The sequence below is a fragment of the Streptomyces sp. SudanB5_2050 genome (assembly GCF_964272335.1).
Classification (GTDB): domain Bacteria; phylum Actinomycetota; class Actinomycetes; order Streptomycetales; family Streptomycetaceae; genus Streptomyces; species Streptomyces rochei.
In genome coordinates, this window is record NZ_OZ186760.1 from 4,369,030 (window position 1) to 4,395,527 (window position 26,498).

General features: G+C 73.4%; 22 protein-coding genes. 11 read left to right on the top strand and 11 right to left on the bottom strand.

Annotated elements, in window-relative coordinates:
• The first annotated feature begins 262 nt into the window (after positions 1 to 262).
• Complete coding sequence (locus ACFZP7_RS19475; protein ID WP_019331029.1) at positions 263 to 940, top strand: M23 family metallopeptidase; 678 nt, start codon at positions 263 to 265, stop codon at positions 938 to 940.
• 10 nt (positions 941 to 950) lie between these two features.
• Here ACFZP7_RS19475 and ACFZP7_RS19480 read toward each other — a convergent pair whose 3' ends face one another.
• Positions 951 to 1,538 carry a TetR/AcrR family transcriptional regulator gene (locus ACFZP7_RS19480; RefSeq protein ID WP_385634984.1) on the bottom strand — a complete coding sequence of 196 codons (588 nt, stop codon included), beginning with the start codon at positions 1,536 to 1,538 and terminating at the stop codon, positions 951 to 953.
• 158 nt (positions 1,539 to 1,696) lie between these two features.
• On the opposite strand from ACFZP7_RS19480, the gene ACFZP7_RS19485 reads away from it, so the two are divergent.
• The gene (locus tag ACFZP7_RS19485) at positions 1,697 to 3,298 is read left to right on the top strand and encodes an MDR family MFS transporter (protein WP_029394647.1); all 1,602 of its coding nucleotides are present in this window, start codon (positions 1,697 to 1,699) and stop codon (positions 3,296 to 3,298) included.
• A gap of 117 nt (positions 3,299 to 3,415) precedes the next feature.
• On the opposite strand, the gene cseC is transcribed toward ACFZP7_RS19485, so the two are convergent.
• From cseC to ACFZP7_RS19510, 5 genes are all read right to left on the bottom strand, one after another.
• Positions 3,416 to 5,047: a two-component system sensor histidine kinase CseC gene (gene cseC, locus ACFZP7_RS19490; RefSeq protein ID WP_385638487.1), complete on the bottom strand. Its 1,632-nt coding sequence runs from the start codon at positions 5,045 to 5,047 to the stop codon at positions 3,416 to 3,418.
• A complete protein-coding gene (gene cseB / locus ACFZP7_RS19495; protein ID WP_019331024.1) occupies positions 4,936 to 5,640 on the bottom strand; it encodes a two-component system response regulator CseB in 705 nt (234 codons plus the stop codon). The genes cseC and cseB overlap by 112 nt, the downstream gene beginning before the upstream one ends.
• A gap of 140 nt (positions 5,641 to 5,780) precedes the next feature.
• A complete protein-coding gene (locus ACFZP7_RS19500; protein WP_385634986.1) occupies positions 5,781 to 6,446 on the bottom strand; it encodes a hypothetical protein in 666 nt (221 codons plus the stop codon).
• The gene (locus ACFZP7_RS19505) at positions 6,434 to 6,967 is read right to left on the bottom strand and encodes a SigE family RNA polymerase sigma factor (RefSeq protein WP_019331022.1); all 534 of its coding nucleotides are present in this window, start codon (positions 6,965 to 6,967) and stop codon (positions 6,434 to 6,436) included. The genes ACFZP7_RS19500 and ACFZP7_RS19505 overlap by 13 nt, the downstream gene beginning before the upstream one ends.
• Before the next feature lie 353 nt (positions 6,968 to 7,320).
• Complete coding sequence (locus ACFZP7_RS19510; protein WP_385634987.1) at positions 7,321 to 8,328, bottom strand: A/G-specific adenine glycosylase; 1,008 nt, start codon at positions 8,326 to 8,328, stop codon at positions 7,321 to 7,323.
• A gap of 816 nt (positions 8,329 to 9,144) precedes the next feature.
• Between ACFZP7_RS19510 and ACFZP7_RS19515 the strand changes: the two genes are divergently transcribed.
• Together ACFZP7_RS19515 and ACFZP7_RS19520 are read left to right on the top strand one after the other, a co-directional pair.
• A complete protein-coding gene (locus tag ACFZP7_RS19515; RefSeq protein WP_385634989.1) occupies positions 9,145 to 10,722 on the top strand; it encodes a sensor histidine kinase in 1,578 nt (525 codons plus the stop codon).
• Positions 10,719 to 11,384, top strand: coding sequence for a response regulator transcription factor (locus ACFZP7_RS19520; protein WP_019331019.1), 666 nt, complete (start codon positions 10,719 to 10,721; stop codon positions 11,382 to 11,384). The genes ACFZP7_RS19515 and ACFZP7_RS19520 overlap by 4 nt, the downstream gene beginning before the upstream one ends.
• A gap of 6 nt (positions 11,385 to 11,390) precedes the next feature.
• Here the strand turns inward: ACFZP7_RS19520 and ACFZP7_RS19525 are convergent, their stop codons facing one another.
• Positions 11,391 to 12,017 carry a phosphatase PAP2 family protein gene (locus tag ACFZP7_RS19525; RefSeq protein ID WP_031021930.1) on the bottom strand — a complete coding sequence of 209 codons (627 nt, stop codon included), beginning with the start codon at positions 12,015 to 12,017 and terminating at the stop codon, positions 11,391 to 11,393.
• 175 nt (positions 12,018 to 12,192) lie between these two features.
• Between ACFZP7_RS19525 and ACFZP7_RS19530 the strand changes: the two genes are divergently transcribed.
• On the top strand, positions 12,193 to 13,038 hold the full coding sequence (locus ACFZP7_RS19530; RefSeq protein ID WP_185908290.1) for a hypothetical protein: 846 nt from the start codon (positions 12,193 to 12,195) through the stop codon (positions 13,036 to 13,038).
• 21 nt (positions 13,039 to 13,059) lie between these two features.
• Here the strand turns inward: ACFZP7_RS19530 and disA are convergent, their stop codons facing one another.
• Both disA and radA read right to left on the bottom strand, forming a co-directional pair.
• Positions 13,060 to 14,184 (bottom strand): DNA integrity scanning diadenylate cyclase DisA, encoded by a 1,125-nt coding sequence (gene disA, locus ACFZP7_RS19535; protein WP_029394644.1) that lies wholly within the window; start codon positions 14,182 to 14,184, stop codon positions 13,060 to 13,062.
• Positions 14,185 to 14,265: 81 nt separating this feature from the next.
• Complete coding sequence (gene radA / locus ACFZP7_RS19540) at positions 14,266 to 15,675, bottom strand: DNA repair protein RadA (protein ID WP_019331015.1); 1,410 nt, start codon at positions 15,673 to 15,675, stop codon at positions 14,266 to 14,268.
• Positions 15,676 to 16,281: 606 nt separating this feature from the next.
• On the opposite strand from radA, the gene ACFZP7_RS19545 reads away from it, so the two are divergent.
• Positions 16,282 to 18,099, top strand: a complete 1,818-nt coding sequence (locus ACFZP7_RS19545) for a BACON domain-containing protein (protein WP_385634991.1) — start codon at positions 16,282 to 16,284, stop codon at positions 18,097 to 18,099.
• 82 nt (positions 18,100 to 18,181) lie between these two features.
• Here ACFZP7_RS19545 and ACFZP7_RS19550 read toward each other — a convergent pair whose 3' ends face one another.
• Positions 18,182 to 19,015, bottom strand: a complete 834-nt coding sequence (locus tag ACFZP7_RS19550; protein WP_062130085.1) for a hypothetical protein — start codon at positions 19,013 to 19,015, stop codon at positions 18,182 to 18,184.
• Between the two features lie 71 nt (positions 19,016 to 19,086).
• On the opposite strand from ACFZP7_RS19550, the gene ACFZP7_RS19555 reads away from it, so the two are divergent.
• The 4 genes from ACFZP7_RS19555 (at position 19,087) to ilvD (ending at position 23,744) form a co-directional block, all read left to right on the top strand.
• The gene (locus tag ACFZP7_RS19555; protein ID WP_029394664.1) at positions 19,087 to 20,019 is read left to right on the top strand and encodes a Ppx/GppA phosphatase family protein; all 933 of its coding nucleotides are present in this window, start codon (positions 19,087 to 19,089) and stop codon (positions 20,017 to 20,019) included.
• A gap of 294 nt (positions 20,020 to 20,313) precedes the next feature.
• Positions 20,314 to 21,150 (top strand): sugar phosphate isomerase/epimerase, encoded by an 837-nt coding sequence (locus ACFZP7_RS19560; RefSeq protein WP_019331133.1) that lies wholly within the window; start codon positions 20,314 to 20,316, stop codon positions 21,148 to 21,150.
• Complete coding sequence (locus ACFZP7_RS19565) at positions 21,147 to 21,758, top strand: TetR family transcriptional regulator (RefSeq protein ID WP_019331132.1); 612 nt, start codon at positions 21,147 to 21,149, stop codon at positions 21,756 to 21,758. Before ACFZP7_RS19560 ends, ACFZP7_RS19565 begins: the two co-directional genes overlap by 4 nt.
• Positions 21,759 to 21,890: 132 nt before the next feature.
• The gene (gene ilvD / locus ACFZP7_RS19570; protein ID WP_385634993.1) at positions 21,891 to 23,744 is read left to right on the top strand and encodes a dihydroxy-acid dehydratase; all 1,854 of its coding nucleotides are present in this window, start codon (positions 21,891 to 21,893) and stop codon (positions 23,742 to 23,744) included.
• A gap of 31 nt (positions 23,745 to 23,775) precedes the next feature.
• Here ilvD and ACFZP7_RS19575 read toward each other — a convergent pair whose 3' ends face one another.
• Positions 23,776 to 25,965: a serine/threonine-protein kinase gene (locus ACFZP7_RS19575; protein WP_385634995.1), complete on the bottom strand. Its 2,190-nt coding sequence runs from the start codon at positions 25,963 to 25,965 to the stop codon at positions 23,776 to 23,778.
• A gap of 181 nt (positions 25,966 to 26,146) precedes the next feature.
• Here ACFZP7_RS19575 and ACFZP7_RS19580 point away from each other — a divergent pair, with 181 nt between their 5' ends.
• Complete coding sequence (locus ACFZP7_RS19580) at positions 26,147 to 26,473, top strand: SH3 domain-containing protein (RefSeq protein ID WP_109204751.1); 327 nt, start codon at positions 26,147 to 26,149, stop codon at positions 26,471 to 26,473.
• Positions 26,474 to 26,498 lie beyond the last annotated feature (25 nt).

The window sequence follows — 26,498 nt, forward strand, 5'->3', positions numbered from 1 at the left end:
ATAGTGGATGCCGCAAGAACTACGAAAACGGACATACCTCCGTGAACCGATGGTCGCTTTGCAGGGCTCTGGCCTGGTTTTGTCCTGAATGGGAGTTGTGTCGTGAGCTGGGAAGTATCGTGCTGAAGTACTACATGGGGTCGTAGGTCACACCTTTGTGCACTTTGGGCCGGTCGGGTTACCAAGGTTGAGCCCGCCCGGTGAGCGCCTCGAGCGTCCCGCCGGAGGGGCTTTCCTCTGTTCCCGTCCCCATGAGGTTCGAATGTTCCCGCGTGTCACGTCCCGTTCTTCCCGTACGACCCTCCGCACCCGCGCCGCGGTGATGGCCGCCGGCCTCGGAGCCTCGGTCGCACTGGGAGCCGGGGTCGCGGCCGCCACCGGCACCACGGCGGCTTCCAGCACCTCCACCGCGGCGAGCGCCGTCGAGGCCCAGGCCGCGGCGCAGGCCAAGGCGGCGAAGGCCGAGAAGGCCGCCACCAAGACCGTCACCGCCAAGAAGACGGCCACCAAGAAGAAGGCCGCCTCCTGGGTGGACCCGGTGAAGAACTACAAGCTCACCGCCAGCTTCGCCCAGAACGGCGGCATGTGGGCCAGCAAGCACAGCGGCCAGGACTTCGCCGTGCCGATCGGCACCAACGTCGTCGCCACCCACGGCGGCACCGTCGTCAAGGCCGGCGGCAACGGCGCCGGTGACGGCCCCGCCTACGGCAACGCGATCGTGATCAAGCACGGCAACGGCACGTACTCCCAGTACGCGCACCTGTCCAAGATCAACGTGAAGATCGGCCAGATCGTGAAGACCGGCCAGTCCATCGCGAAGTCCGGCAACACCGGTAACTCCAGCGGCCCCCACCTGCACTTCGAGATCCGCACCACCCCGAACTACGGCTCGGCCGTGGACCCGGTCTCCTTCCTGCGCTCCAAGGGCGTGACCGTCTGACGGACGCCGGCTAGGAGCCGCCGGCTCCCCGGTGCGCCTGGGTGACCAGATCGGTGGCGACCTCGAGGACGGCCGCGCGCTTCTCCTCGGGGTCGCCCGCCAGGTCGTTCAGGACGAACATCCCGGCGTGCAGCGTGAAGAGTGCACTCACACAGCGGACCTGGTCGGCCAGGTCCGCTTCGGGGTCTATCAGGATGTCCCGCAGACCGAGCATGCGGATCTTGAACATCTCGCCGATGCGCAGGTCCCGCACCGTCGCCTGGTTCTCCTGCATGAAGCGGAAGAGCGGGGCCGCTGCCGCCAGCGCTTCGCTGTAGCGGCGGATGATCTCCTGCTTCGTCTCCAGGGTGTGCGGCTGCTCCCGCCCCCACTCGATCAGCTCCTCCACCGGCCTGACCAGGCCCTCGAAGATGCTGACCAGGATCTCTTCCTTGGTCTTGAAGTGGTAGTAGAGGGCGGCCTTGGTGACGTCCAGCCGCTCCGCGATCTCGCGCAGTGAGGTCTTCTCGTACCCCTGCTCGGCGAAGAGCGCGAGCGCCACGTCCTGGATGCGCCGACGGGTGTCCCCGCGGCGCCGCTGCTGCTTGGTGCTGTCCATCGTGCCGCCCATCCTCCTACGCACCTCCCGCTCCGCGCACTTTCCAAAATACTTACTTGACGCCCGGCTAGTTACGCGTCTACTTTCCGAGTGTAGTCAACTTGCCGGTCGGCAAGTAAGTAGGCGAGTGACAGCGGTGGCTGGGGGAGTGAAGGTTCATGGCGGACGCACCGGCGGCGGGGACCGTCGACACGGATGGCGGCAAACAGCCGAGGAGCGTGCGGGTGGTCCTGCTCGCTCTCATGATCGCGATGATGCTCGCGATGCTCGACAACATGATCATCGGTACGGCGATGCCGACGATCGTGGGTGAGCTGGGCGGCCTGGAGCACCTCTCCTGGGTGGTCACCGCCTACACGCTCGCGACCGCGGCCTCCACCCCGCTGTGGGGCAAGCTCGGCGACATGTACGGGCGCAAGGGCGTCTTCATGACGTCCATCGTCGTCTTCCTGATCGGCTCCGCGCTCAGCGGCATGGCGCAGGACATGGGCCAGCTCATCGGCTTCCGTGCCGTCCAGGGCCTGGGCGCGGGCGGTCTGATGGTGGGCGTGATGGCCATCATCGGCGACCTGATACCGCCCCGGGAGCGCGGCAAGTACCAGGGCATGATGGCCGGCGTCATGGCGCTGGCCATGATCGGCGGACCGCTGGTCGGCGGCACCATCACCGACCACTGGGGCTGGCGCTGGTCCTTCTACATCAACCTGCCGCTCGGCGCGGTCGCGCTCGTCGCCGTCAGCGCCGTGCTCCACCTGCCGAAGAAGCGCAGCCAGGCCCGGATCGACTACCTCGGCGCCGCGCTGCTGACCGTCGGCATCACCGCGATCGTGCTGGTCACCACCTGGGGCGGCACCGAGTACGCCTGGACCTCCGCGCGGATCATGGAGCTGATCGGCATCGGCGTCGCCGCGCTGGTCGGCTTCGTCTTCTGGCAGACCAAGGCCGCCGAGCCGGTCGTGCCGCTGCACATCTTCCGCAGCCGCAACTTCACGCTGATGTCCCTGATCGGCTTCATCACCGGCTTCGTGATGTTCGGCGCCACCCTCTTCCTGCCGCTCTACCAGCAGGCGGTGCAGGGCGCCTCGGCCACCAACTCCGGGCTGCTGCTCCTGCCGATGCTCGGCGCGATGCTCGTCACGTCGATGGTCGCCGGCCGGATCACCACCAGCACCGGCCGCTACAAGGTCTTCCCGCTGGCGGGCGGCGCGCTGATGACGGTGGGGCTGTTCCTGCTCTCCCTCATGGACACCGACACCAGCCGCCTCACCTCCGGGCTGTACATGGCCGTGGTCGGGCTCGGCATGGGCTGTCTGATGCAGATCACCATGCTGGTGGCGCAGAACAGCGTGGAGATGAAGGACATGGGCGTCGCCTCCTCGTCCACCACCCTCTTCCGCACCCTCGGCTCCTCCTTCGGCGTGGCGATCATGGGCGCGATCTTCAACCACCGGGTCCAGGACGTCATGTCCGAGCGGGCCGGAGCGGCCGGCTCCCAGGCGACGGAGCAGACGGCGACGCTGACCAAGGAGGCGCTGGACCTCCTGCCGGCCACGGCCCGCGAGGCCTACCAGCACGCGGTCTCCTCCGGCACCCACGGCGCGTTCCTGCTGGGCGCGGCGGTGGCGGTCCTCGCGCTGGTCGCGGCGGTCTTCGTCAAGGAGGTCCCGCTGAAGGGCGCGGGCCCGCAGGCGGCGGACGGCCCCTCCGACGGGGACGACGACACGGCGACGGCGAAGGCACGGGTGAGCGAGGCGGTGTGACCCCGGGGCCACCCGCCCCCCCCAGGCCCCCAGGCGGCTCCTGCCGTCCGGGGGCCTTCGCCGTCTACCGGGTCACCGGCCTCGATCCGTCCTCGACACCGACCGGGACCGGGCCTGCTAGGACCCGCCTGCCACCCGGTCCGGCAGCATCGGGTAGCTCCCGGTGTTGGTCGGCGCGTGTTCCGGGAGCCAGAGCACGGCGACCGCGCCCTCGGCCGGCACGTGCGCGGGCGCCCCGGCGGGCCGTACGTTGCGGAAGGTGAGCCGGGCCCCCAGGACCCGGGCCTGACCGGCCGCGATCGTCAGGCCCAGCCCGTGCCCGCGCCCGGCCCGGTCCGCGGCGCCGGTGCGGAAACGGCTCGGCCCCTCGGCGAGCAGGTCCTCGGGGAAACCCGGCCCGTGGTCGCGGACCCGGATCACTCGCCCCTCGACACTGACCTCGACGGGCGGCCGGCCGTGCCGGGCGGCGTTGGCGAGCAGGTTGAACAGCACGCGCTCCAGACGCCGCGGGTCGGTGGTGACCTCCGACTCGTGCACCACGTGGACGGTGACGTCCGGGTCCTTGGCCGCCACCCGCCGGGTCACGAAGGCGCCCAGCATGATGTCCTGCAGCTCGGCCCGCTCGGAGGCACCGTCGAGCCGGGCCACCTCCAGCACGTCCTCCACCAGCGTGCGCATCGCCTTCGCCCGGTCCAGCACCAGCTCGGTCGGCCGCCCCGGCGGCAGCAGCTCGGCCGCCGTCAGCAGTCCGGTCACCGGCGTGCGCAGCTCGTGCGCGATGTCGGCGGTGACCCGGCGCTCGGCGTCCAGCCGCTTCTGCAGGGCGTCCGCCATCGCGTCGACCGCGCTCGCCAGGTCGTCGGTCTCGTCCCGGACGACCCCGCCGATGGCGTCCCGCACGCGCACGTCGGGCTCGCCGTTGGCGACCCGGTGCGCGGCGGCGGCGGCCTTGCGCAGCCGGCGCGAGAGCTGCCCGCCGATGAGCACGCCGAGGGCGCTGCCGCCGAGGACGACCGCGATGGAGCCGATGACCAGGGCCTGGTCCAGGTCCTCGAGGATGTCGGCGCTGCGGTCGGTGAACCCGGAGTGCAGCGACATGACGTGCCCGTCCTTGAGCGGCACGGCGGCCCAGATGTCCGTCACCCCGTCGGCCCGCTCCGAGACGTACGTCGCCCGCCGCCCCGCCTCGACCTTGCGGCGCAGCTCCGGCGGCAGCTCCGGGTCGTCGATCTTGGCGTTGGGGAAGTTCTGCCGTCCGGACAGCTCGTAGTTGCGCTGGGCGATCAGGACCCGGTCGTCCGCGAGGTCGCGCGCGTTGTCCAGCATCGAGACCCGCGCCGCGTTGTGCACGACCAGGCTCAGCGCGATCGCGACCAGCGCGCCGACCAGCGCGATGGCCGCGCTGAGCTTCCAGCGCAGCCCGCTGCGGATGCCGAGCGTGCGGATGCCGAGCACGCGGACGCCGGGCCGCGCCGCCGGGCGTTCCGGTGCCGTGTGTCCCGCCTCCGGGCGTCCCGGTGCCGTGTGTCCCGCCTCCGGGCGTCCCGGTGTCGGGCGTCCCGCCTCGGGGCGTCCCGGTGTCGGCGTGGCTCCGCGTCGGAAGAACCCCCGCATGTCCTGTGTCCCGCCGTCCCCGCTCAGGCCTTCAACTTGTAGCCGAAGCCGCGGACCGTCTCGATCCGGTCCTGGCCGATCTTGGTGCGCAGCCGCTGCACATGGACGTCGACGACGCGGGTGTCCCCGCCCCAGCCGTAGTCCCACACGCGTTCCAGCAGCCGGTCCCGGGAGAACACCGTGCCCGGCGCGGAGGAGAACTCCAGCAGCAGCCGCATCTCGGTCGGGGTGAGCGCCACCGGCCGCCCGGCCCGCCGCACCTCCATGCCCTCGGTGTCCACTTCCAGCTCGCCGAAGGTGAGCACGCCCCCGGTGTCCGCGGCGCTCCCCGCGTCCGCCCGGTCGCCGCCGCCCGCGTGTCCGAAGCGGCGCAGCACCGCACGGATCCGGGCGACCAGCACGGCACCGTCGAACGGCTTGGTCACGTAGTCGTCGGCGCCCGCCTCCAGGCCGAGCACCACGTCGATGGAGTCCGCCCGCGCCGACAGCATGATCACCGGCACGGTGGACTCGTCCCGGATGCGCCGGCACAGGCTGACGCCGTCCAGGCCGGGGAGCATGACGTCGAGGAGCGCGATGTCGGGCCGGTCGGCCCGGAACGCCTCCAGCCCCGACAGTCCGTCGGGCATCGCGGTGACCGCGAAGCCGTCCCGCTCCAGGGCGAGCTGCGTGGCCTCGCGGATGACGTCGTCGTCCTCGACGAACAGGACGTGGGTCTGGTCTGCCATCCCGGTGCTCTCAGTCCTCGTGTGCGGTCACTCGGTAGACGCGACGATCGCGCCACGCGTTCATTCCCCCGCGGTGTTCATGTCCTCATCGGTCCGGGCGGCCCGATCGGTTCACCCGCCGGGCACGCCGGCTCCCCGGGTCAGTTCTCCGGTTCCGGAGCCGGGGAGGGCATGCCTCCGACGGCGTTGCTGTAGTCGTTGTGGGTGCGGTACTCCTCGGCGAACCGGTCCGACGCCCAGCGGTACGTGATCACGATGGAGCTGGACGGGCTCGACACCGAGTCGCCCTTCTCGTACACCTGCTTGGACACCACCAGATCGCCGCGGTCGATCTCCGCGTAGACCGGGGGCTCCTCGGCCTGGAAGACATTCTGGTACGCGCCGTCCTCCTCGCGGTACACGTAACTGCCCACCCCCACCCCGTCGCCGCACGTCAGCACGTTGACGACGACGTCCTCGGCCGATTGGCCGGTCAGCTTCCCGTACGACACGTCGACGGGGTACTGGTCGCCCACGCACGGCTTGAGTTCGCGCTTGACCTCGGCGGAGACCTTCGGGTCGGTCTTGACGAGCCGCACCGCGTCCACCCGCTCGGGAACCTTCGAGGGGGAGGCCACGGGGGAGGGGGAGGCGGCGCCCTCCACCGCCTCGGCGTGGGCGGGCCCCTCGTCACGGGCGCCGGTGCCGCCGGCCCCGCAGCCGGAGAGGGAAACGCCGAGGGCGACGAACGCGGCCACCGCCGCACTCGTCGCCTGCGTGCCGTTCTTCCCCCTGCCGGGTGATCGACCGTTGGTCAGGCCGCGCAACGCTCCCGCTCCTCACGCTCCAGCGCCCGCGCGTCCAGATCGCGGGCGACCAGCTCCTCGCGGAGCCGGGCGAGCGCCCGGTGCAGCGTGCTCTTGACCGTTCCCGCCGACATGCCGAGGGCGGCGGCGGTCTCCTCCGTTGACATCTGCTCCCAGTGTCGCAGCACCACGACACTGCGCTGCTTCGGGGCGAGCACCTTCATGACGTCCATCAGCAGGGCGCGGTCGGCGTGCTGTTCGGTGGAGTCGTCCACGCAGGACTCCGGGAGCTGCTCGGTCGGCACCTCCTCCAGCTTCCGCGCCCGCCACCACTCGGTCCGCGTGTTGATCATCACCCGGCGCAGGTAGGCGTCCGCGAGGCGCTTGTCCTCGATGGTCTCCCAGCGGCCGTAGGTCCGGGCCAGCGCGGTCTGCAGCAGGTCCTGGGCATCGACGGGGTCCGGGACCAGGCGCCGGGCGCTGCGCAGCAGCGCGTCCTGCCGGGTGCGGACGTACTCCTCGAACTCGAGCACCTCGCCCATGTCAACCGCCTTCCGATCCCCGTACTCCGACGGTGGTCACCGCCGGCCCACTGCCTGTGGTCCGTAGTCCTCTGTGCCTGCGGGGCACGGAAACGAAGGTAGGGAAGCGTTGTCACGGCGCTGTGCGAAGCACCCTGCGGCAAACCCTCGGCTGTCCGTCGGTTGTGTAACGGAAGAATGAAACGGGCATATCGCCGCGCCGCTTGGGGGTGTTATGGGGGATTCGCCCGGTTGTTCGGGGGCGGGCGGTGGCCGGGGGAAGGCCGGGCGGATGTCACGGACGACGTCCTGCGAGCGGTGCCCCGCCCACTGTCGCCGCTCTCCCTGTGCCCGGCCTGTGCCCGCGCCGTGGTTCAGCCCAGCGGCAGCCGGTACAGCCCGTCCGCCAGCGGCTCCACCAGGCCGTCGGCCACCAGGCCGTCCAGGGCGCGGGCGCGCTGCACCGGCTCGTGCCACACCTGATCGAGGGCAGCCTGCGGCACCGGGCCCGGCTGCTCGCGCAGCACCGCGAGCAGCCGCCCGCGCACCTGCCGGTCGGTGCCGGCGTACGTCTGCCCGCGCCTCGGCGGCCCGTCGTGCGCGGGCTTCCCGGCCAGCCGCCAGGCGCACCGGCCGGCGATCGGGCAGCGGTGGCACGACTCGTTCTTCGCCGTGCACACCAGCGCGCCCAGCTCCATCGAGGCGGCGGCCCAGCGGGCGGCCTCGGCCTCGTCGTCGGGCAGCAGGGCGCGGGCGAGCTTCCGTTCGGCCGCGGTGGTCGCGTTCGGCGGATACTGCACCCCGGTGACCGCGCGGGCGAGGACCCGGCGGACATTGGTGTCCAGTACGGCGTGGCGCTGGCCGTAGGCGAAGGAGGCGACCGCGGCGGCCGTGTACTCGCCGATGCCGGGCAGCGCCAGCAACTGCGCGTGGTCCGACGGCACGTCACCGCCGTGCCGTTCCGTTATGGCCGCGGCGGCGCCGTGCAGGCGCAGGGCGCGACGCGGGTAACCGAGCCGACCCCAGGCCCGGACGGCCTCGCCGGGCGCCTCGGCGGCGAGGTCGGCGGGGCGGGGCCAGCGGGCCAGCCACTGTTCGTAGACGGGCAGGACGCGGCTCACCGGCGTCTGCTGGAGCATGAACTCACTGACCATCACACCCCACGCACCGGCTTCCGGCCGCCGCCACGGCAGGTCACGGGCGTGCTCGGCGAACCAGTCGACGACGGGAGCGTGCAGCGGCACACCGGAGGCGGGCGCGCCGGTGTCGGCGCCGGTGCCGGACGTACCGGGGCCGCCGGGGGACGCCGCGGTCCGGGCGGGGTCGGAGGGGCCGTTGTGCGGGGGCTTCGTGGCGCAGTCATGACCCTCCGATCCTGCCACGGGAGGACCGCCGCACGGGCGCACCGCCACCCGGTGGCGGCCACGGCACCTGACGATCGGCAGGGGCGCCGGCCCGTCCGCCGCTTGTAGCGTCGGGTCCATGGAAGGTCCCCGTCCGGCCGACGACACGGCACCCGCCCACGACCTCGCCCGGTACGGGCACCCCGCCCTGGCCACGGAACACGAGGCCGTCACCGGCGGCGCCGCCGCCACCGGCAGGGCATCCGCCGGCGTTGCTGCCGCCGCCACCGGTACGGCATCCGCCGAGGTGGCTGCCTCCGCCAACGCCACCGCTGCCGCTGCCTCGGCTGCCGACGGCGCTTCCGCCACCGGAACGGCCACCGGGGCCGCCGCGGCCTCCACCGGGTCTGGCGCTCCCGCCGGGTCTGGCCCCGCCACCGGGTCTGGCGCTCCCGCCGGGTCTGGGCCGCCACCGCGTCTGGTGCCCCCGCCGGGGCCGCTCCCGAGCCCGGCGGCCCGGCCCGGTGTGCGCCTCACCGCGACGCTCCCACCCCGGGTACGGGCCCCGGCGCCGCTACGGAGGGCGCTTCCGGCGGGGACGCCCTGGCCGGTACTGCCGCCGGCCCCGCCCCCGCCACCGGTCCCGCCCCCGCCACCGGGGCAGCCGTCGCCGACCTCGCTCCCGCCTCCGGCACCCAGGGCGCCCCTGCGGCCGGCACCGGCCCCGCCTCCACCCTCGGCGACGAGGACGCCCCCGGCCCCGCTGCCCGTACCGCCCCCGCCCCGGGCGGCGACGCTGCCCCCGGCCCTCCTCCCGGCCCCGCCGCCCTCGGCAGGGGAGTGCTCCTCTGGGCGGTGCTGGCGTTGCCCGCCGTCACCGCCGACCGGCTCGGGATGAACGAGCCGCGGCCCCTGTGGCAGCAGCTGGCCGGACTTGCGGTGCTCGCCGCTGCCGCCGCGCTCTCCCGGCGGCAGCCGCTCGCCTCCTTCGCCCTCACGGCAGCCCTGGGCCTGGCCGCCACCCCCGCGCTGTTCAGCGTCTCCTACGGCCCCGCCCTCGGCGTCTTCGCCGTGCTGCTGGGCCTGCGCGCACCGCGCTCCCGCCCCGCGGTGGCCGCCTTCGTGGCCATCGCCCTCGTCGGTACGGCGCGGATCGCGCTGGTCGGGGTGGACCCGCCGCCGGAGTGGCTGGTCCTGACGGGCACGCTGCTCTTCGGCTGCGTCTTCCCCTGGCTCTGCGGACGCTACTGGCGTCAGAGCCGGGCGCTGGCGGAGGCCGGCTGGCTGAAGGCGGCCCGGCTGGAGGACGAGCAGCGGCACGCCGAGGAACGGGCCAGGCTGCGCGAGCGGGCCCGGATCGCCCAGGACATGCACGACTCGCTCGGTCACGAGCTGAGCCTGCTCGCCCTGCGCGCCGCCGCCCTCCAGGTCTCGCCGGGTCTCGCCACCGACCACCGCGCCGCCGCGGCCGACCTGCGCGCGGCCGCCGCCGACGCCACCGACCACCTGCACCGCATCATCGGCGTACTGCGCGAGGACGACGAACCCGTCCCGCTCGCCCCCGCCGGGGAGAGCGTCCGACAACTCGTCGCCCGTGCCGCCGAGTCCGGGCTCCCCGTCCGCTGGGAGGAACCGAGCGACACCACCGCCGCCGAGGCGCCGGAACCCGGCGGCGTCACCGCGCGCCTCCTGCACCGCGTGGTGCGCGAGGCACTCACCAACGCGGCCCGGCACGCACCGGGCGCCCCGGTCGTCGTGGCGGTCCGGAACCATGCCCACGGCACGACCGTCACCGTCACCAACGGCCCGCCGACCCAGGAGGCGACCGCGACGCGCGGCGGTTCGGGCCTGCTCGGGCTGCGCGCCGCCGTCACCTCGGTCGGCGGCGACTTCCGGGCCGGCCCGCACGGCGAGGGGTTCCGCGTCCGGGCGTACGTCCCCGCACAGCGGTCCACCACCTCCGCCCGGCAACCGGCCGGGTCCCCCGCCGGCACCCTCACGGCCGTCACCGCGCCCTTCACCCGCGCCCGCCGCCGCGTCGCCCTCGGCCTGGGCGCCGCCGCCGGTGCGGGCGCCGTCCTGGTCGGCGCGGCCTTCGGCTGGTACGCGTACACGGAGACGCACTCGGTGCTCACCCCGGCCGCGTACGCGAAGCTGCGCCCGGGAACGCCGTACGACGAGGTCGCCCCCGTACTCCCGGACCGCGAGGCGCACGACCCGCCCACCGACCGTGCCCCCGCACCGCCGGCGGGCGCCCACTGCCGCTACTACCGGGCCAGCGGCGAACTGCTCGTCTCCATCGACCACTTCCGGCTCTGCTTCGACACACCGGATCGGCAGGGGAGACTGATCAGCAAGGACGTGGTCCCCGGCGTCGGCCGGCCGGACCCCGACCGCGAGGAGAGCACGGAGAACGGGGGGCCCACACGGTGATCCGGGTACTGCTGGCCGACGACGAGGCGATGGTGCGGGCCGGTGTGAGCGCCATCCTGGCGAGCGGCGGCGAGAGCGAGGTCGTCGCCGAGGCGGGCGACGGCCGCGAGGCGGTCGAACTCGCCCGCGCGCACCGCCCCGACGTGGCCCTGCTGGACATCCGCATGCCCCGCCTGGACGGCCTGACGGCCGCCGAGGAGATCGTCCGGACCGTCCCCGGAACGGCCGTCGCCATGCTGACCACCTTCTCCGAACAGTCCTACGTGGCCCGCGCGTTGGCGGCCGGAGCCACCGGCTTCCTGCTCAAGTCCGGTGACCCCTACGAACTGATGGCGGGCGTACGGGCCGTGGCGGAGGGCGCGGCCTTCCTGTCCCCGAAGGTCGCCCGGTACGTGGTCGAGGACCTCGGCCGGGACGGCGGCCGCCTCGCCCGCCAGGAACGGGCCCGCGCCCGCGTGGCCCTCCTCAGTCCCCGCGAGCGCGAGGTCCTCGGCCTCGTCGGTGCCGGCCTGTCCAACCCGGAGATCGCCGCCCGGCTGCACCTCGTCGAGGGCACCGTGAAGGCGTACGTGAGCGCGGTCCTGGACCGGCTGGAGGTACGCAACCGGGTCCGGGCGGCGATCGTGGCGTACGAGGCGGGCCTGGTCGAAGCGGACGGCTGAGCCGCCTCAACGCCGCCGGTCGAAAGCGGCACGCGGCCCCGTGCCGGTCAGCCACCGCACCCCCGGCGCCGACGACGTCCGCAACGCCTCGGCCAGCCGCGTCGCCGGACGCGTACCGGCACGCACGGCCACGGCGGCGACCAGCGCGCCGAACACCAGCCCGGCGACGACGTCGTGCGGATAGTGCACGCCGACGAAGACCCGGGAGAAGGCCATCAGCAGGGCCAGCGGGGCCGTCAGCCACACCAGCGCCCGCCGCACCAGCACCAGCGTCACCGCCGAAGCGCCCGCTATCGTCGCGTGGTTGCTGGGGAAGGACCAGTCACCGGTCGGCGGGCACTCGGCCAGGGACGGCACCGCTCCGGCGACCGCCCGGCACGGACGCTCCTGCGAGAAACCGGACTTGACCACCTCACTGCAGACGTACGCCACAGCCGTGGCCACGGGTGCAAGGACCGCGATCGCGAACGCGCGGGGGCTACCGCTCCTCGACCGCCACCAGGCGACGACGAACATCGCCCCGAACAACAGGATTCCGGCCTCCGTCCACACTTCCGCCGTGTGCTGTACCCACGTTGGGGTGTCGTGGGCGAAGCCGGTGATGTCGCGGTACAGCTCGTCGTCGAAGTTCATGCTCACGGACGGTAGGCAACGGCCCGTCACCGTCACACCCTGCGATCGACACGTGCCGCCCCTGACGATCGGCAGGGGGTCCGGGGCCGTCTCCGGAATGATGATCCGCAAAAGATACGGTCCTGAACGGCGGGTGGGACGAGGGAACGCACCGATCTCTCGTACAGTTTGCGCCGTGGGATCTCTGCGCAATCCGGTCGGGCCGCTTCCCTCCTCCATCTACTGGCGACGGAGGGCCGTACTGCTGTCCCTGCTCGCCCTGTTGGCACTTCTGATCACCTGGATCGTGGTCGCCGGCGGCGGAGACGGCGGCAAGGACCGCGAGGACGGCGCCAACGGCAAGAACCCGGCCCCGTCGATCACTCCCGGACCCTCGGGTTCCGGCCCGGCGATCAGTGAGGCGCCGGGCGGACGCGACGAGTCGGACGGCGGGGACTCCGACGGGTCGGGTTCGGGCACGGGCAGCGGGGGAGCGGGCGGCGAAGGCTCCGGTGGCTCCGGTGGCGCCGGCGGTGGCGCCGGGAGCGGCTCCGGCGGCGGTGCGGGCACGGGCGGCTCCGCGGGCGGTGCGGCGACCGGAGTCGGCGCGGGCGACGCGCTGCCCGGCGGCTCGAGCTTGGCCGATTGCACGCCGGGCGCCGTGAAGCTGAGCCTGCGCAGCGTCCGCAACACCTACACGCCCGGCCAGACCCCCACCTTCGAACTGACCGCGCGCAACACGTCCGCCGCCGACTGCAAGGTCGATCTCGGCCCGGAGCACGCGGTGTTCACGATCACGCCGGCCGAGGGGGAGGACGCGTACTGGTCCTCCGACGACTGTGTGAAGGGCGCGGGCAGCCTGCGGTACCGGGTGGCCGCGGGCAGCGGCATCACCTACACGGTGAAGTGGGACCGCAAGCCGAGCGCCCCCGAGTGCGGGACGCCGCCGGCCGGTTCGGCCAAGGCGGGGACGTACCTGGTGGAGGCGAAGGCCGAAGGGTTCGAGAAGGTGCGGACGTCCTTCGTCCTGAAGAACGACTGAGCCGGGCCCGGCGGCGCCGGCTCAGACGTACCGCTCCAGGATCGACGACTCCGCCAGGCGCGACAGTCCCTCCCGCACGCTGCGCGCCCGCGCCTCGCCGACACCGTCCACCGTCTGCAGATCGTCCACGCTCGCGGCGAGCAGCTTCTGCAGACCACCGAAGTGCTCCACCAACCGGTCGATGATCGCGCCCGGCAGCCGCGGCACCTTCGCCAGCAGCCGGAACCCGCGCGGCGACACCGCGGAGTCCAGCGTCTCGGGCGACCCGGTGTACCCCAACGCCCGCGCCACGGTCGAGAGTTCGAGCAGCTCCGCGTGGCTGAGCTTGTCCAGCTCGGCCAGCGCCTCGTCGACCGTGCGGGACCGCTTGGCGGTCGGCTCGGGCACGTAGTCCCGAACGACCAGCTCACGCTCGGGCTCGACCCCGGCGATCAACTCGTCCAGCTGGAGCGCGAGCAGCCGCCCGTCCGTGCCCAACTCGACGACGTACTCGGCGATCTCGGTGGCGATCCGGCGCACCATCTCCAGCCGCTGCGCGACCGCCGAGACGTCCCGGACGGTCACCAGATCCTCGATCTCCAGCGCCGACAGGGTGCCCGCGACCTCGTCCAGCCGCAGCTTGTAGCGCTCCAGGGTCGCCAGCGCCTGATTGGCCCGCGACAGGATAGCGGCCGAGTCCTCCAGCACCCTGCGCTGCCCGTCCACGTACAGCGCGATCAGTCGCATCGACTGCGAGACCGACACGACGGGGAACCCGACCTGCTTGCTCACCCGGTCCGCCGTGCGGTGCCGCGTACCGGTCTCCTCGGTCGGAATGGTCGGGTCCGGCAGCAGCTGCACCCCCGCCCGCAGGATCTTCGACAGGTCCGACGAGAGCACGATGCCGCCGTCGAGCTTGCACAGCTCCCGCAGCCGCGTCGCGGTGAACTCCACGTCCAGCACGAAGCCACCGGTACACATCGACTCGACGGTCTTGTCCGAGCCCAGCACGATCAGACCGCCGGTGTTGCCGCGAAGGACCCGCTCCAGGCCGTCCCGCAGCAGTGTGCCGGGCGCCACCGCGCTCAGCGAGGCGCGCATCAGGCCATCGGCACCGGCACTCCCACCGGACTTTCCGGGAGCTGCTGCCCGGTCGTTGGCTGCCACTGCACTCCTCCGGTCGCAGGTTCTTCTGGCGCTCCCGTGTCGCACACTCGGTCGTACGGACGGGCGAGACCAGGGCAAAGTCTACCGGCGGTCCTCCTCCTCCCGTGGGGCCTCTCGGCGACGCGAGCGCGGAAGCACCCGCAGGGCGTCACCCATGTCCGCGACTTCCAGGACCTTCATGCCGTCCGGGACCCTGCCGGGATCGGTCGGCACCAGGGCGTGCGTGAAGCCCAGGCGGTGCGCCTCGGCGAGCCTGCGCTGCACCCCCGTGACCCGTCTCACCTCACCGGCGAGACCGACCTCGCCGATCGCGACGAGGTTCTTGGGCAGCGGGGTGTCGCTCGCGGCGCTCGCCAGCGCGAGCGCCACCGCCAGGTCGGCGGCCGGTTCGGACAGCTTCACACCGCCGACCGTCGCCGAGTAGATGTCCCGCTTCCCCAGCGCGCTGATCCGCCCGCGCTGCTCCAGCACGGCCAGCATCATCGACACGCGCGAGGTCTCCAGCCCGGACGTCGTGCGCCGCGGGGAGGGGATCTGCGAGTCGACGGTCAGCGCCTGCACCTCGGCCACCAGTGGCCGGCGCCCCTCCAGGGTGACCGTCAGACAGGTCCCGGGCACCGGCTCGGCACGCCGCGTCAGGAACAGCCCGCTGGGATCGGCCAGCCCCGTGATCCCCTCGTCGTGCAGCTCGAAGCAGCCGACCTCGTCCGTCGTCCCGTACCGGTTCTTGACACCCCGCACCAGTCGCAGCCGCGCGTGCCGGTCCCCTTCGAAATGCAGCACCACGTCCACCAGGTGCTCCAGCAGCCGGGGCCCGGCGATGGCCCCGTCCTTGGTGACGTGGCCCACCAGCAGCGTCGACATCCCCCGTTCCTTCGACGCCCGGATCAGCGCCCCCGCGACCTCCCGCACCTGCGCCATGCCGCCGGGCGCCCCGTCGATCTCGGGAGAGGCGACCGTCTGCACGGAATCGAGGATCAACAGCGACGGCTTCACGGCGTCCAGATGCCCGAGCACCGCCGCGAGGTCGGTCTCGGCCGCGAGATACAGATGGTCGTCGATGGCGTTGATCCGGTCGGCCCGCAGCCGCACCTGGCTCGCCGACTCCTCACCCGTGACGTACAGCGTCCGGTGCTCGTCACTGGCCGACTTGGCCGCGACGTCCAGCAGCAGCGTGGACTTCCCGACGCCGGGCTCACCCGCGACGAGCACCACGGCCCCGGGCACCAGCCCCCCGCCGAGCACCCGGTCCAGCTCGGGCACACCGGTGGGGCGGGCGGTGGCCTGCCGTCCGTCGACCTGCCCGATCGGCAGCGCGGACGTGGTGACACGCCCCGGCGTGGTCGTCCGCACGGCGGGCGCGCCGTACTCCTCGACCGTGCCCCACGCCTGACATTCGGGACAGCGGCCGAGCCACTTGGCCGTCTGCCAGCCGCACTCGGTGCAGCGGTAGGACGGCCGTTCCTTGCTGGTCTTCGCACGGGCAGCCATGCACGAACCGTAACCGGCCCCACTGACATCCCCACCGCGCGGCCCATCCGGCAGCCCCGGCGCGAGGGGGGTGGGTGCGCAGCCCGGCGCCGACGGGGTGCCGCTGCGCCCACCCGTGCCGCCCCAGCGGCACGACTGCCCGCAGCTGCGGGGGGAGGGGATGGCCGCAGCTGGGTGGGATGACTGCCCGCAGCGGCGGCGGCTATGGCAGCTGCGGTGGGACGTACGGGTAGCCGCGTACGGCGGGGAGGGGACGTGTCGGGGGGTGTCCGCCCGCAGCGGTTGGCGCGTCCGCGCCGTTCACCCCCGTAGCCCACCGATTTCGCGCCGTTCCGAGGACGGACACCCCCCGGCGCGGCCCCGTCCCATCCCACAACGGATCGCGCTACGCGCACCCCCACCGAACCCGCAGCGGCGCCGCAGGCACCCCACCCACCAACCCGCAGACAACCGCCCCCGCCACCCCGAACGGACCACCCCCCACCCCGCCCCATCCGCGGAACAACGGCTTCCTGTCCCCTTATGAGGGATCGTTTCACCCGTACGGATTAAAAGTGCCCAACGCGCCAGTTCGCGCCACCCATAGCCCCCTACGGTCGCCGAGTGATGAGCAGCAGTACGGAGACCACGACCCGCACGACCGGCGCACACCGGGCGCACCGGGAGTCGCGTGACCGCACCGCGGCGCGCACGCTGGCGGAGCGACCCCCCGCGCGCTACGACGCCTACCTGGACGGCCTGTTCACGTACTGTCTGTCCGTCCTCTGCGACCACGACGCGGCGACCGCCGCCCTGGGCGACGCCCTGGCCCTCGCCGAGCGCAGGGGCCGGGGCAACCGCGGCCCGGGCCCCGGCTCCGCCGCCGACCGCAGGGCCTGGCTGTACGCGCTGGCCCGCTGGGCCTGCCTGCGCAGGCTCGCCGAAGCCAAGCAGAAACGTCCGAGCAGCCACGCCGCAGGCCGCTCCACCCCCCGAGCCCACCCCCAGGACCCGCGTTCCCGCACCGCTCAGACCGCGCACACCGCTCAGACCGGGCACACCGCCCACACCCCCCGCACCGAGCAGCAACAACGCGAACTCGCCCTCCTCGCCTGGCCGGAGGCCGCCGGCACCACCCCCGAGCAGCGCGAGGCCCTCGAACTCGCCGTGCGCCACCACCTCGCCGCCCACGAGGTCGCCGCCGTCCTCGGCCTGGACCTGGCCACCGCCAGGGAACTGCTCGCCTCCGCCGCCTGCGAGGTGGAACGCACCCGCGCCGCCCTCGCCGTGGTCGAGACCGGCACCTGCCCCGGCGTCGCCCGCCTCACCGGCGACAACCAGTACGTACTGAGCGCGGCCCTCCGCCGCGAACTGGTCCGGCACGTGGACGACTGCCCCCGCTGCCGCCGCACCGCCGAACGCGCGATCCCGGGCCGCTGGCCCGGCACCAGCGTGACCCCGGCCGAACTGCCCGTACTGGAAGCCCCCCGCGCGGCGCTGCACCTGGCGATGGCGCACCTCCCGCGCGCACGGAGCGCAGCCCCCCGCTTCGACCGGCGCGGCTTCCCCATGGACCCCAAGGACCGCGCGGCCCGCCGGGACCGCCTGCGCGCGCGTGCCGTCACCACGACCGTCGTCGCCACCGTCGTGGCGGCCCCCGTCCTCGCCCTGTGGGCGGCCTACCGAGGCACCCCGGTCGTCGAGGGCGAGGACGGCCGCTCGGCCAGCGCCACCGAGGCGCAGGACCCCGGCGGCCTGGACGGCGAGTCCGCGCACGACGGCCACGGCTACGAGAACGCCGGCAACGCCAGCACCACCCCGGGCCCCCGCTTCGGCAAGAACGGCAAGGCCGACGTCTCCGTCGAGGTCGTGAGCGTCCCGGGCGCCGGCGAGCGGAACGGGCACCTGGGGGTGACGGCCGGCCACGACGGCGACACCACGCTGATCACCCTCTCCGCGACCGGCGACGCACCGGTGCGCTGGTCCGCGACCACCGCCGCCCCCTGGCTCTACTTCAGCCAGTCCTCGGGCACCCTGCACCCCGGCGAGTCCCTGACGATCAAGGTGTACGTCGACCACTTGCGCGAACCCTCGGGCCACTGGCGCGCACGTGTGGCCGTCGCACCCGCCGGTGCCGTCGTCTCGATCCAGGGCTACGGCACCGCCCCCAGCCCGTCCCACCCGGGCCCGCACCCCAGCACACCCGGCGGCTCCCCGCCCCCGTCGGACCCCGGGCCGGGCCCGGACCCCTCCACCTCGCAGCCCTCCGACCCGTCCCCCACGGACGACCCGCCGCCCACCTCACCCGGCCCCGACCCGGACCCGACCCCGACCGACGACCCGTCGCCCACCGACGGCTCGGGCGAAACGGGCGGCCCCGGCGACCCGGACGGCTCCTCACCGCCCCCGAGCGACACCGGCGACCCGAGCCCCACCACCCCTTAGGAGCCGTCCGACGAGCCTCGCCGACTTGAGGAGCTGCCCGACGAGCCCCGCCGGCCCCCGGCCCCCTCGGCCCCGCCCGACCTCAGCGGCCACCCACCCCCGGGTCCGCCGGATGAGGCGCCAGCACCGGCAACTGCGACGCCAGCCGCTCCTCGCACAGTTCGACCAGCCGGTCGTACCCCGCCTTGCCCATCAGCTCGATCAACTCCGGCCGGTAGGAGACGTACACCGGTTCCCCCGCGCCGTGCGCCGAGGTCGCCGAGGTGCACCACCAGTGCAGGTCGTGACCGCCCGGCCCCCACCCCCGGCGGTCGTACTCACCGATCGACACCTGGAGCACACGCGTGTCGTCGGGCCGGTCGATCCACTCGTACGTCCGCCGCACCGGGAGCTGCCAGCACACGTCCGGCTTGGTCTCCAGCGGCTCCCGGCCCTCCCTCAGCGCCAGGATGTGCAGCGAGCACCCCGCCCCGCCCGCGAAACCGGGCCGGTTCTGGAAGATGCAGGACCCCTGGAACGGCCGGGTCTGCCGGGAGCCCTCGTCGTCCTCGGAGACCCACCCGCCCCGCGTGCCCTCGGCGTGGTGCTGCCAGATGTCCGGCGTGAGCCGCGCCACGTGCTCGGCGACCCGCTTCTCGTCGTCCTCGTCGGAGAAGTGCGCGCCCAGCGAGCAGCACCCGTCGTCCGCGCGGCCGGCCTGGATGCCCTGGCAGCCGCTGCCGAAGATGCAGTTCCAACGAGAGGTCAGCCATGTCAGATCGCAGCGGAAGACCTGCTCGTCGTCCGCGGGATCGGGAAACTCCACCCACGCGCGTGCGAAGTCGAGCCCCTTCTCGTCGCCCATTTCGTGCTTCTTTACCCGCTTCTTTTCCTGCTTGGCCGACTTGTCGTCCTTCGCCTTCTTCGTCTTTGGCACGGCTCCAGGGTAAGTCGCCCGAGCGCGAACACGGTGCCGCCGTCCGCCCCGTCGGCAGTAGCGTTCCGTACATGAGACTCGGTGTCCTCGACGTGGGTTCGAACACGGTGCATCTGCTGGTGGTGGACGCCCACCCCGGCGCCCGCCCGCTGCCCGCGCACTCCCACAAGGCCGACCTGCGCCTCGCCCAGCTCCTGGACGAGGACGGCGCGATCGGCCCCGACGGCGTCGACCGCCTGATCGCGGTCGTCCACGACGCCCTGCGCGCCGCCGAGGACCAGGGTGTCGAGGATCTGCTGCCGTTCGCCACCTCCGCCGTGCGCGAGGCGACCAACGCCGACGACGTCCTCGCACGCGTGCGCGCCGAGACCGGCGTCGAGCTGACCGTCCTCAGCGGTGAGGAGGAGGCGCGGCTCACCTTCCTCGCCGTCCGCCGCTGGTTCGGCTGGTCCGCGGGCAAGTTGCTCGTCCTCGACATCGGCGGCGGCTCCCTGGAGATCGCCTACGGCATGGACGAGGAGCCCGACACCGCCGTGTCGCTGCCCCTCGGCGCGGGTCGGCTCACCGCCGCCCGGCTGCCCGGCGACCCGCCCCACCCGGACGACGTCAGGGCGCTGCGCCGCCATGTACGTACGGAGATCGCCCGGACGGTCGGCGAGTTCAGCCGCTTCGGCGCCCCCGACCACGTGGTCGCCACCAGCAAGACCTTCCGGCAGCTGGCCCGCATCGCGGGCGCCGCCCGCTCCGCCGAGGGCCTGTACGTCCAGCGCGAGCTGAAACGCGCCTCCCTGGAGGTGTGGGTGCCCCGCCTGGGCGCCATGACCACCGCCGAGCGCGCCGAGCTGCCCGGCGTCTCCGAGGGCCGCGCGAACCAGCTGCTGGCCGGCGCCCTGGTCGCGGAGGCCGCGATGGACCTCTTCCACGTGGAGAGCCTGGAGATCTGCCCGTGGGCCCTGAGGGAGGGCGTGATTCTCCGGCGTCTGGACCACATGGGCCAGGGATGACCCGCCCCGAAAGGGCCCGGCACCGTGTCGACGCGGGACCACCCGAGCAGGCACCCACGCGACCACCTGCACCCGCCCCGTACGCCCGCCCCACACCACCGCCCGCGCCGGCCCCGTACGCCCGCCCCACACCACCGCCCGCACCCGCCCCGTACGCCTGCCCACACCACCGCCCGCGCCCGCCCCGCACCGCCCCGGCGAGCCCCCACGCACCCGCCTCCGCGCTATGTCACTCACCACAACGACGCCCAGGCACCCCGCGGCCCCCGATCCCCACCCCGTAACCTGGCCCCCGTGGCAGAACCAAGGGACGTAGTCCGCATCCCGGATGCGAAGGTCGCCCTGTCGACCGCCTCCGTCTACCCGGAGTCGACGGCGACGGCCTTCGAGATCGCCGCGCGCCTCGGCTACGACGGCGTGGAGGTCATGGTCTGGACCGACCCGGTCAGTCAGGACATCGACGCCCTGCGCCGGCTCAGCGACTACCACCACATGCCGATCCTGGCCGTGCACGCCCCGTGCCTGCTCATCACCCAGCGGGTCTGGTCCACCGACCCCTGGGTCAAGCTCCAGCGCGCCCGCGCCGCCGCCGAGAAGCTCGGCGCGAGCACGGTGGTCGTGCACCCCCCGTTCCGCTGGCAGCGCCAGTACGCCCGGGACTTCGTGAACGGCGTCTGGCGGATGGCGGACGAGACGGACGTACGGTTCGCCGTCGAGAACATGTACCCCTGGCGCTACCGCGACCGCGAGATGCAGGCGTACGCCCCCGACTGGGACGTGACGAAGGACGACTACCGCCACTTCACGATCGACCTCAGCCACGCCGCGACCTCCCGCACCGACGCCCTCGCCATGGTCGAGCGCATGGGCGACCGCCTCGGTCACGTCCACCTCGCCGACGGCAAGGGCTCCGCCAAGGACGAGCACCTGGTCCCCGGCCGGGGCAACATGCCCTGCGCCGAGGTGCTGGAGAGCCTCGCGCACACCGGCTTCGACGGCCACGTCGTCATCGAGGTCAACACCCGTCGCGCGATGTCCAGCGCCGAACGTGAGGCCGACCTCGCCGAGGCGCTGGCCTTCACCCGCCTGCACCTGGCGTCGTCGTCGGCGGCGAAGGCGCGGGGGCGGTGACCGGTACCCCGGAGGGGACCCGCCGCCGCGGCCGGCCCCCGGGCGCGGAGTCCGCCGGCACCCGGGCCCGCATCCTCACCGCCGCCCGCGAGGAGTTCTCCGAGCGCGGTTACGAGAAGACCTCGGTACGCGGCATCGGCAAGGCGGCGGGCGTCGACGCCGCGCTGGTGCACCACTACTTCGGCACCAAGGAACAGATCTTCGAGGCGGCCATCGAGGTCGCCTTCGCGCCCGCCCTCCAGGCCCCGGACGCGATCGGCGACGGCCCCCTCGACGACGTCGGCGAGCGGCTGACCAGGTTCATCATCGGCGTGTGGGAGAACCCGTCCACCCGCAAGCCGGTGCTGGCCATCGTCCGCTCCGCCGTGAACAACGAGACCGCCGCCGCCGTCTTCCGCCGGCTGATCGCCGCCCAGGTGATGCGCCGCGTCGCCGCCCGGCTGGAGCGGCCCGACGCGGAGCTGCGCGTCGAACTGGCGGCGGCGCAGCTGGTGGGCTGCGCGATGCTCCGCTACGTGATCAAGGTGGAGCCGCTGGCCTCGGCCGACCCGGAGGAGCTGGTCGCCCGCCTCGCACCGGTCGTACAAGGCCATCTCACCGGCCCCTGAGGTCACTCCCGGCACCCGCCGGGGCAGCCGCCGGCGAGACGGGCATCCCGCATTCCGGACACCCCGTCCCGACCCCTGGAAGACGGGCGTACGCTCGACGGCAGTCATAACTCTCCGAAGGAGCGAGCGACGATGCCCGAACTGAGGTCCCGCACTGTCACCCACGGCCGCAACATGGCGGGCGCCCGCGCCCTTATGCGTGCCTCCGGTGTACCCGGCGCGGACATCGGGCGGAAGCCGATCATCGCCGTCGCCAACAGCTTCACGGAGTTCGTGCCGGGCCACACCCACCTCGCCCCCGTCGGCCGGATCGTCAGCGAGGCGGTCGTCGCGGCCGGCGGCATCCCGCGCGAGTTCAACACGATCGCCGTGGACGACGGCATCGCCATGGGCCACGGCGGCATGCTCTACTCCCTCCCCTCCCGCGACCTGATCGCGGACAGCGTGGAGTACATGGTCGAGGCCCACTGCGCCGACGCCCTGATCTGCATCTCCAACTGCGACAAGATCACCCCGGGCATGCTCAACGCGGCGCTGCGCCTGAACATCCCGACGGTCTTCGTCTCCGGCGGCCCGATGGAGTCCGGCCGCGCCACCCTGGTCGACGGCACGGTCCGCACCCTGGACCTGGTCGACGCGATGTCGGAGGCGGTCAACGAGAAGATCTCCGACGAGGACATCCTCCGCATCGAGGAGAACGCCTGTCCGACCTGCGGCTCCTGCTCCGGCATGTTCACCGCCAACTCGATGAACTGCCTCACCGAGGCCATCGGGCTCTCCCTCCCCGGCAACGGCTCGGTCCTCGCCACCCACACCGCCCGCAAGGCGCTCTACGAGAACGCCGCCCGCACGGTGCTGGACCTGACCCGCCGCTACTACGAGCAGGACGACGACTCGGTCCTGCCCCGCAGCATCGCCACCCCCGCGGCCTTCGAGAACGCCATGGCGCTCGACATCGCGATGGGCGGCTCCACCAACACGATCCTGCACCTGCTGGCCGCCGCCCAGGAGGCGGAGGTCGCCTACGGCCTCACCGAGATGGACGCACTCTCGCGCCGCGTCCCGTGCCTCGCCAAGGTCGCGCCGAACGTCGCCAAGGACCGCACGTACTACATGGAGGACGTGCACCGCGCGGGCGGCATCCCCGCCCTCCTCGGCGAACTGCACCGCGGTGGCCTGCTCAACGAGGACGTGCACTCCGTCCACAGCCCGTCCCTGGCCGACTGGCTGAAGACCTGGGACATCCGCGGCGGCTCGCCCTCCCAGGAGGCCGTCGAGCTGTGGCACGCGGCCCCCGGCTGCGTCCGCTCCGCCGAGGCATTCTCCCAGTCCGAGCGCTGGGACTCCCTGGACGACGACGCCGAGAACGGCTGCATCCGCTCCGTCGAGCACGCCTACTCCAAGGACGGCGGCCTCGCCGTACTGCGCGGCAACCTCGCCGTCGACGGCTGCGTCGTCAAGACCGCCGGCGTCGACGAGTCGATCTGGACCTTCGAGGGCCCGGCCGTCGTCTGCGAGTCGCAGGAGGAGGCCGTGCAGAAGATCCTCACCCAGCAGGTCAAGGAGGGCGACGTCGTCGTCATCCGCTACGAGGGTCCCAAGGGCGGCCCCGGCATGCAGGAGATGCTCTACCCGACCTCGTACCTGAAGGGGCGCGGCCTCGGAAAGACCTGCGCGCTGGTCACCGACGGCCGCTTCTCCGGCGGCACGTCCGGCCTCTCCATCGGCCACGCCTCGCCCGAGGCGGCGGCCGGCGGCACCATCGCCCTCGTCGAGGACGGCGACCGCATCCGCATCGACATCCCGAACCGCTCCATCGAGCTGCTCGTGGACGACGCCGAGCTGACCCGCCGCGAGCAGGCGCTGGGCGGCCGGTACGCCCCGAAGAACCGCGACCGCAAGGTCTCCGCGGCCCTGAAGGCGTACGCCGCGATGGCGACCAGCGCCGACAAGGGCGCCGTGCGCGACGTGAGCAAGCTGGGCTGAGGTCCCACCGGGGGACCCGGGACCCGGCCGCCTACCAGGCCCCCGGGTCCCGCCCCGCCACCCCGAACACCGTCCCGTCCGGCGCCCCGGCGTACACGTACCCGCCCGCGAGCAGCGGGGCCGGCAGTGACGCGGGCACCTTGTCGGAGTCGGGGCCGAGCCGGGGCCGGGTCTGCCCGAGGAGCCTGCCCGCGCGGGCGTCCACACCGAGGAGCCGCCCGTCGGGTGCGGTGACGTACACGTGCCGACCGTCGGAGACCGGCGTCGAGCCCCGGCTCACACCCGTCTCCAGCCGCCACGCCTGCTTCCCCGCCGCCATGTCGGCGGCCACCAGCGAGCCGCCCGCGCCCATGAGGTACACCGTGTCCCCGTGCACCCCGGCCTGGGCCTGCTCCACCGGGATCGGCAGCACCACCCGCCGGGTCGCCCCGGTGGCGGGCGTGTAGCGGACCACGCTCCTGACGTCGCCGTAGGTCGCCCCTTCGGCGACGAGGAACACGGAGCCGTCCGCGGCCCCCACGGGCTTCAGCGCCCCCGCCAGCTCCGTGTCCCAGCGCACGTCCCCGCTCGCCGGGTCCACCGCGGTGACCCGGGTCCGCCGTCCGTCCGCGCTCGGGCTCGTCGCGTACGCCGCAGGCCGCCGCTCCCCGGCGAACGAGGTGAAGTACGGCACCGCCTGCCCGGGGATCCGGCGCGCCCACTCGGTCCGCCCCGTGGCGCTGTCGACGCCGGTGACCATGCCGTCGGCCCGGGTGAGCAGCAGCATGTCGCCGACGGTACGCAGTCCGTCGTACGCGGGCATCTCCTCCTGCCACGCGGGCTCGCCGGTGGCGGGGTCGAGCGCCTCCAGCGGGCCCAGCAGGCCGACCTCGGGCTGCACGAGCCCGCCCGACACGACCGGCGGTTCGTCGCGCACGGCCTCCTCGACGGGGTGCCGCCACAGGGTGCCGCCGTCGGCCGGGTCGAGGGCGAAGACCAGACCGGGCCGCGCGCACAGCAGTCGCCGGGCCGCGTACGAGCACTGCGGCATCCCGCCGCCGCTCGCCGCGGGCACCACCTCCCACGCCCCGAACCCGCCCGACGCACTCCGCGCGGTGGGCGTGCCCGCGGGCTCGGCACCGCCGAACGAGTGCACGGCCACGAGGCTCCCGGTCACCGCGAGCCCCACCGCCCCGGCGACGAGCGCCGACCGCTTCCCCAGCCGCCGCGCGACCCGCCCGGACCGTCCGGACCGCGCGACCGGCCCGGACCGTCCGGACCGCTGGGACGGGTCCGACGGGTCCGACGGGTCCGACGGTTCGACGGGAGCCCCAGGGGCGGGTTCCGGACCGGCCTCCCGCGGGGTCTCGGTCCGTTCCCGCTGTGCCGGTATGAACACCTGGGTGTCGTAAGCCGCCGCCGCCGACCGCAGCTCCCGCATCAGCTCGTCCGGCGTGGGCCGGTCGCCGGGCTCCTTGGCGAGGCACCGCAGCACCAGCGGCGCGAGTGTCTCCGGTACGCCGGTCAGGTCCGGTTCGTCGTGCACGACCTGGTAGGCGACGACGTACGGGCTGTCCGAGTCGAACGGCCCACGCCCGGTCGCCGCGTGCACCATGAGCGACCCGAGCGCGAACACGTCAGCCGCGGGCCCCACTTCCCGGGGCCGCCGGAACTGCTCGGGCGCCATGAACGGCGGCGTGCCGATCAGCTTCCCCGTCTCCGTGCGCAACTCGCTGTCCTTCGGCCGGGAGATGCCGAAGTCGATGACCTTCGGTCCGTCCTCGGCGAGCAGCACGTTGCTCGGCTTCAGGTCCCGGTGCACGACCCCCACCCGGTGGATGTCGCGCAGCGCCTCCGCGAGCCCGGCCATCAGCCGGCGCAACTGGTCGGGCTCCATGGGGCCGTTCCGCTTGACCTGCTCGGAGAGCGTCGGGCCGGGGATGTACAGCGTGGCCATCCAGGGCCGCCCGGCATCCGGATCGGCATCGACGACCGGCGCCGTGAAGGCCCCGCTCACCCGCCGCGCCGCGGCCACCTCCTGCCGGAAGCGTCCCCGGAACTCGGGGTCCCTGGCGTACGAGGCGTGCACCACCTTCACCGCGACCCGCATCCCGGAGGTGCTCCGGGCCAGGTGCACGACGCCCATGCCGCCCGAGCCGAGACGGGACTCCAGGCGGTAGTGACCGGCGTACTCCGGAAGTTCCGCTTCCGCGCCCGCTCCGGCGTTCGGCTGCGGCGCCATGGAACCACCCCCGTGCTGTTCGTTCGCGCGCGCGACGCTCGGAGCCTAGTCGATGGTGCGGACGGGGCCGAGGAGGCTTGCTAGCCTCCGCGTGCGAGTTGCGAACTGGTGTTTCGTAGCTTGTTCCAGGGGAATCAAGGTGACCCCACGAGACGCGTGGGGTGAACGGGGGAGGTTTTCCATGTCTGTCGACCAGCTCACGGACGCCGCGGGCGAGGACGAGAACACGATCGCGCAGGCCGTCACCACGACCGCCGCTGCCGCCGGCTCCTACCCGGTGGCGCCCGGTTACCGGTTGAACGTGCGCAGCGGTCCCGGCACCGGCTACGCCGTCGTGCGGGTCCTGCCCGAGGGGTCGAGGGTCCAGATCGTCTGCCAGACGTCGGGCACCCGGGTCTCGGGCCCGTACGGCACGTCGAGCGTCTGGGACAACATCGGCAGCGGCCAGTACGTCTCCGACGCGTACGTCCGCACCGGCAGCGACGGCTATGTGGCCCCGCGCTGCTGACCTTGTAACAGGGCTGTCCTGAGGG

Excerpts from the sequence above, each read along its gene's own strand:
- ACFZP7_RS19475 (WP_019331029.1), top strand. The coding sequence starts at position 263 with ATGTTCCCGCGTGTCACGTCCCGTTCTTCCCGTACGACCCTCCGCACC.
- ACFZP7_RS19480 (WP_385634984.1), bottom strand. The coding sequence starts at position 1,538 with ATGGACAGCACCAAGCAGCAGCGGCGCCGCGGGGACACCCGTCGGCGC.
- ACFZP7_RS19485 (WP_029394647.1), top strand. The coding sequence starts at position 1,697 with ATGGCGGACGCACCGGCGGCGGGGACCGTCGACACGGATGGCGGCAAA.
- cseB (WP_019331024.1), bottom strand. The coding sequence starts at position 5,640 with ATGGCAGACCAGACCCACGTCCTGTTCGTCGAGGACGACGACGTCATC.
- ACFZP7_RS19505 (WP_019331022.1), bottom strand. The coding sequence starts at position 6,967 with ATGGGCGAGGTGCTCGAGTTCGAGGAGTACGTCCGCACCCGGCAGGAC.
- ACFZP7_RS19525 (WP_031021930.1), bottom strand. The coding sequence starts at position 12,017 with ATGAACTTCGACGACGAGCTGTACCGCGACATCACCGGCTTCGCCCAC.
- radA (WP_019331015.1), bottom strand. The coding sequence starts at position 15,675 with ATGGCTGCCCGTGCGAAGACCAGCAAGGAACGGCCGTCCTACCGCTGC.
- ACFZP7_RS19545 (WP_385634991.1), top strand. The coding sequence starts at position 16,282 with ATGAGCAGCAGTACGGAGACCACGACCCGCACGACCGGCGCACACCGG.
- ACFZP7_RS19555 (WP_029394664.1), top strand. The coding sequence starts at position 19,087 with ATGAGACTCGGTGTCCTCGACGTGGGTTCGAACACGGTGCATCTGCTG.
- ilvD (WP_385634993.1), top strand. The coding sequence starts at position 21,891 with ATGCCCGAACTGAGGTCCCGCACTGTCACCCACGGCCGCAACATGGCG.
- ACFZP7_RS19575 (WP_385634995.1), bottom strand. The coding sequence starts at position 25,965 with ATGGCGCCGCAGCCGAACGCCGGAGCGGGCGCGGAAGCGGAACTTCCG.
- ACFZP7_RS19580 (WP_109204751.1), top strand. The coding sequence starts at position 26,147 with ATGTCTGTCGACCAGCTCACGGACGCCGCGGGCGAGGACGAGAACACG.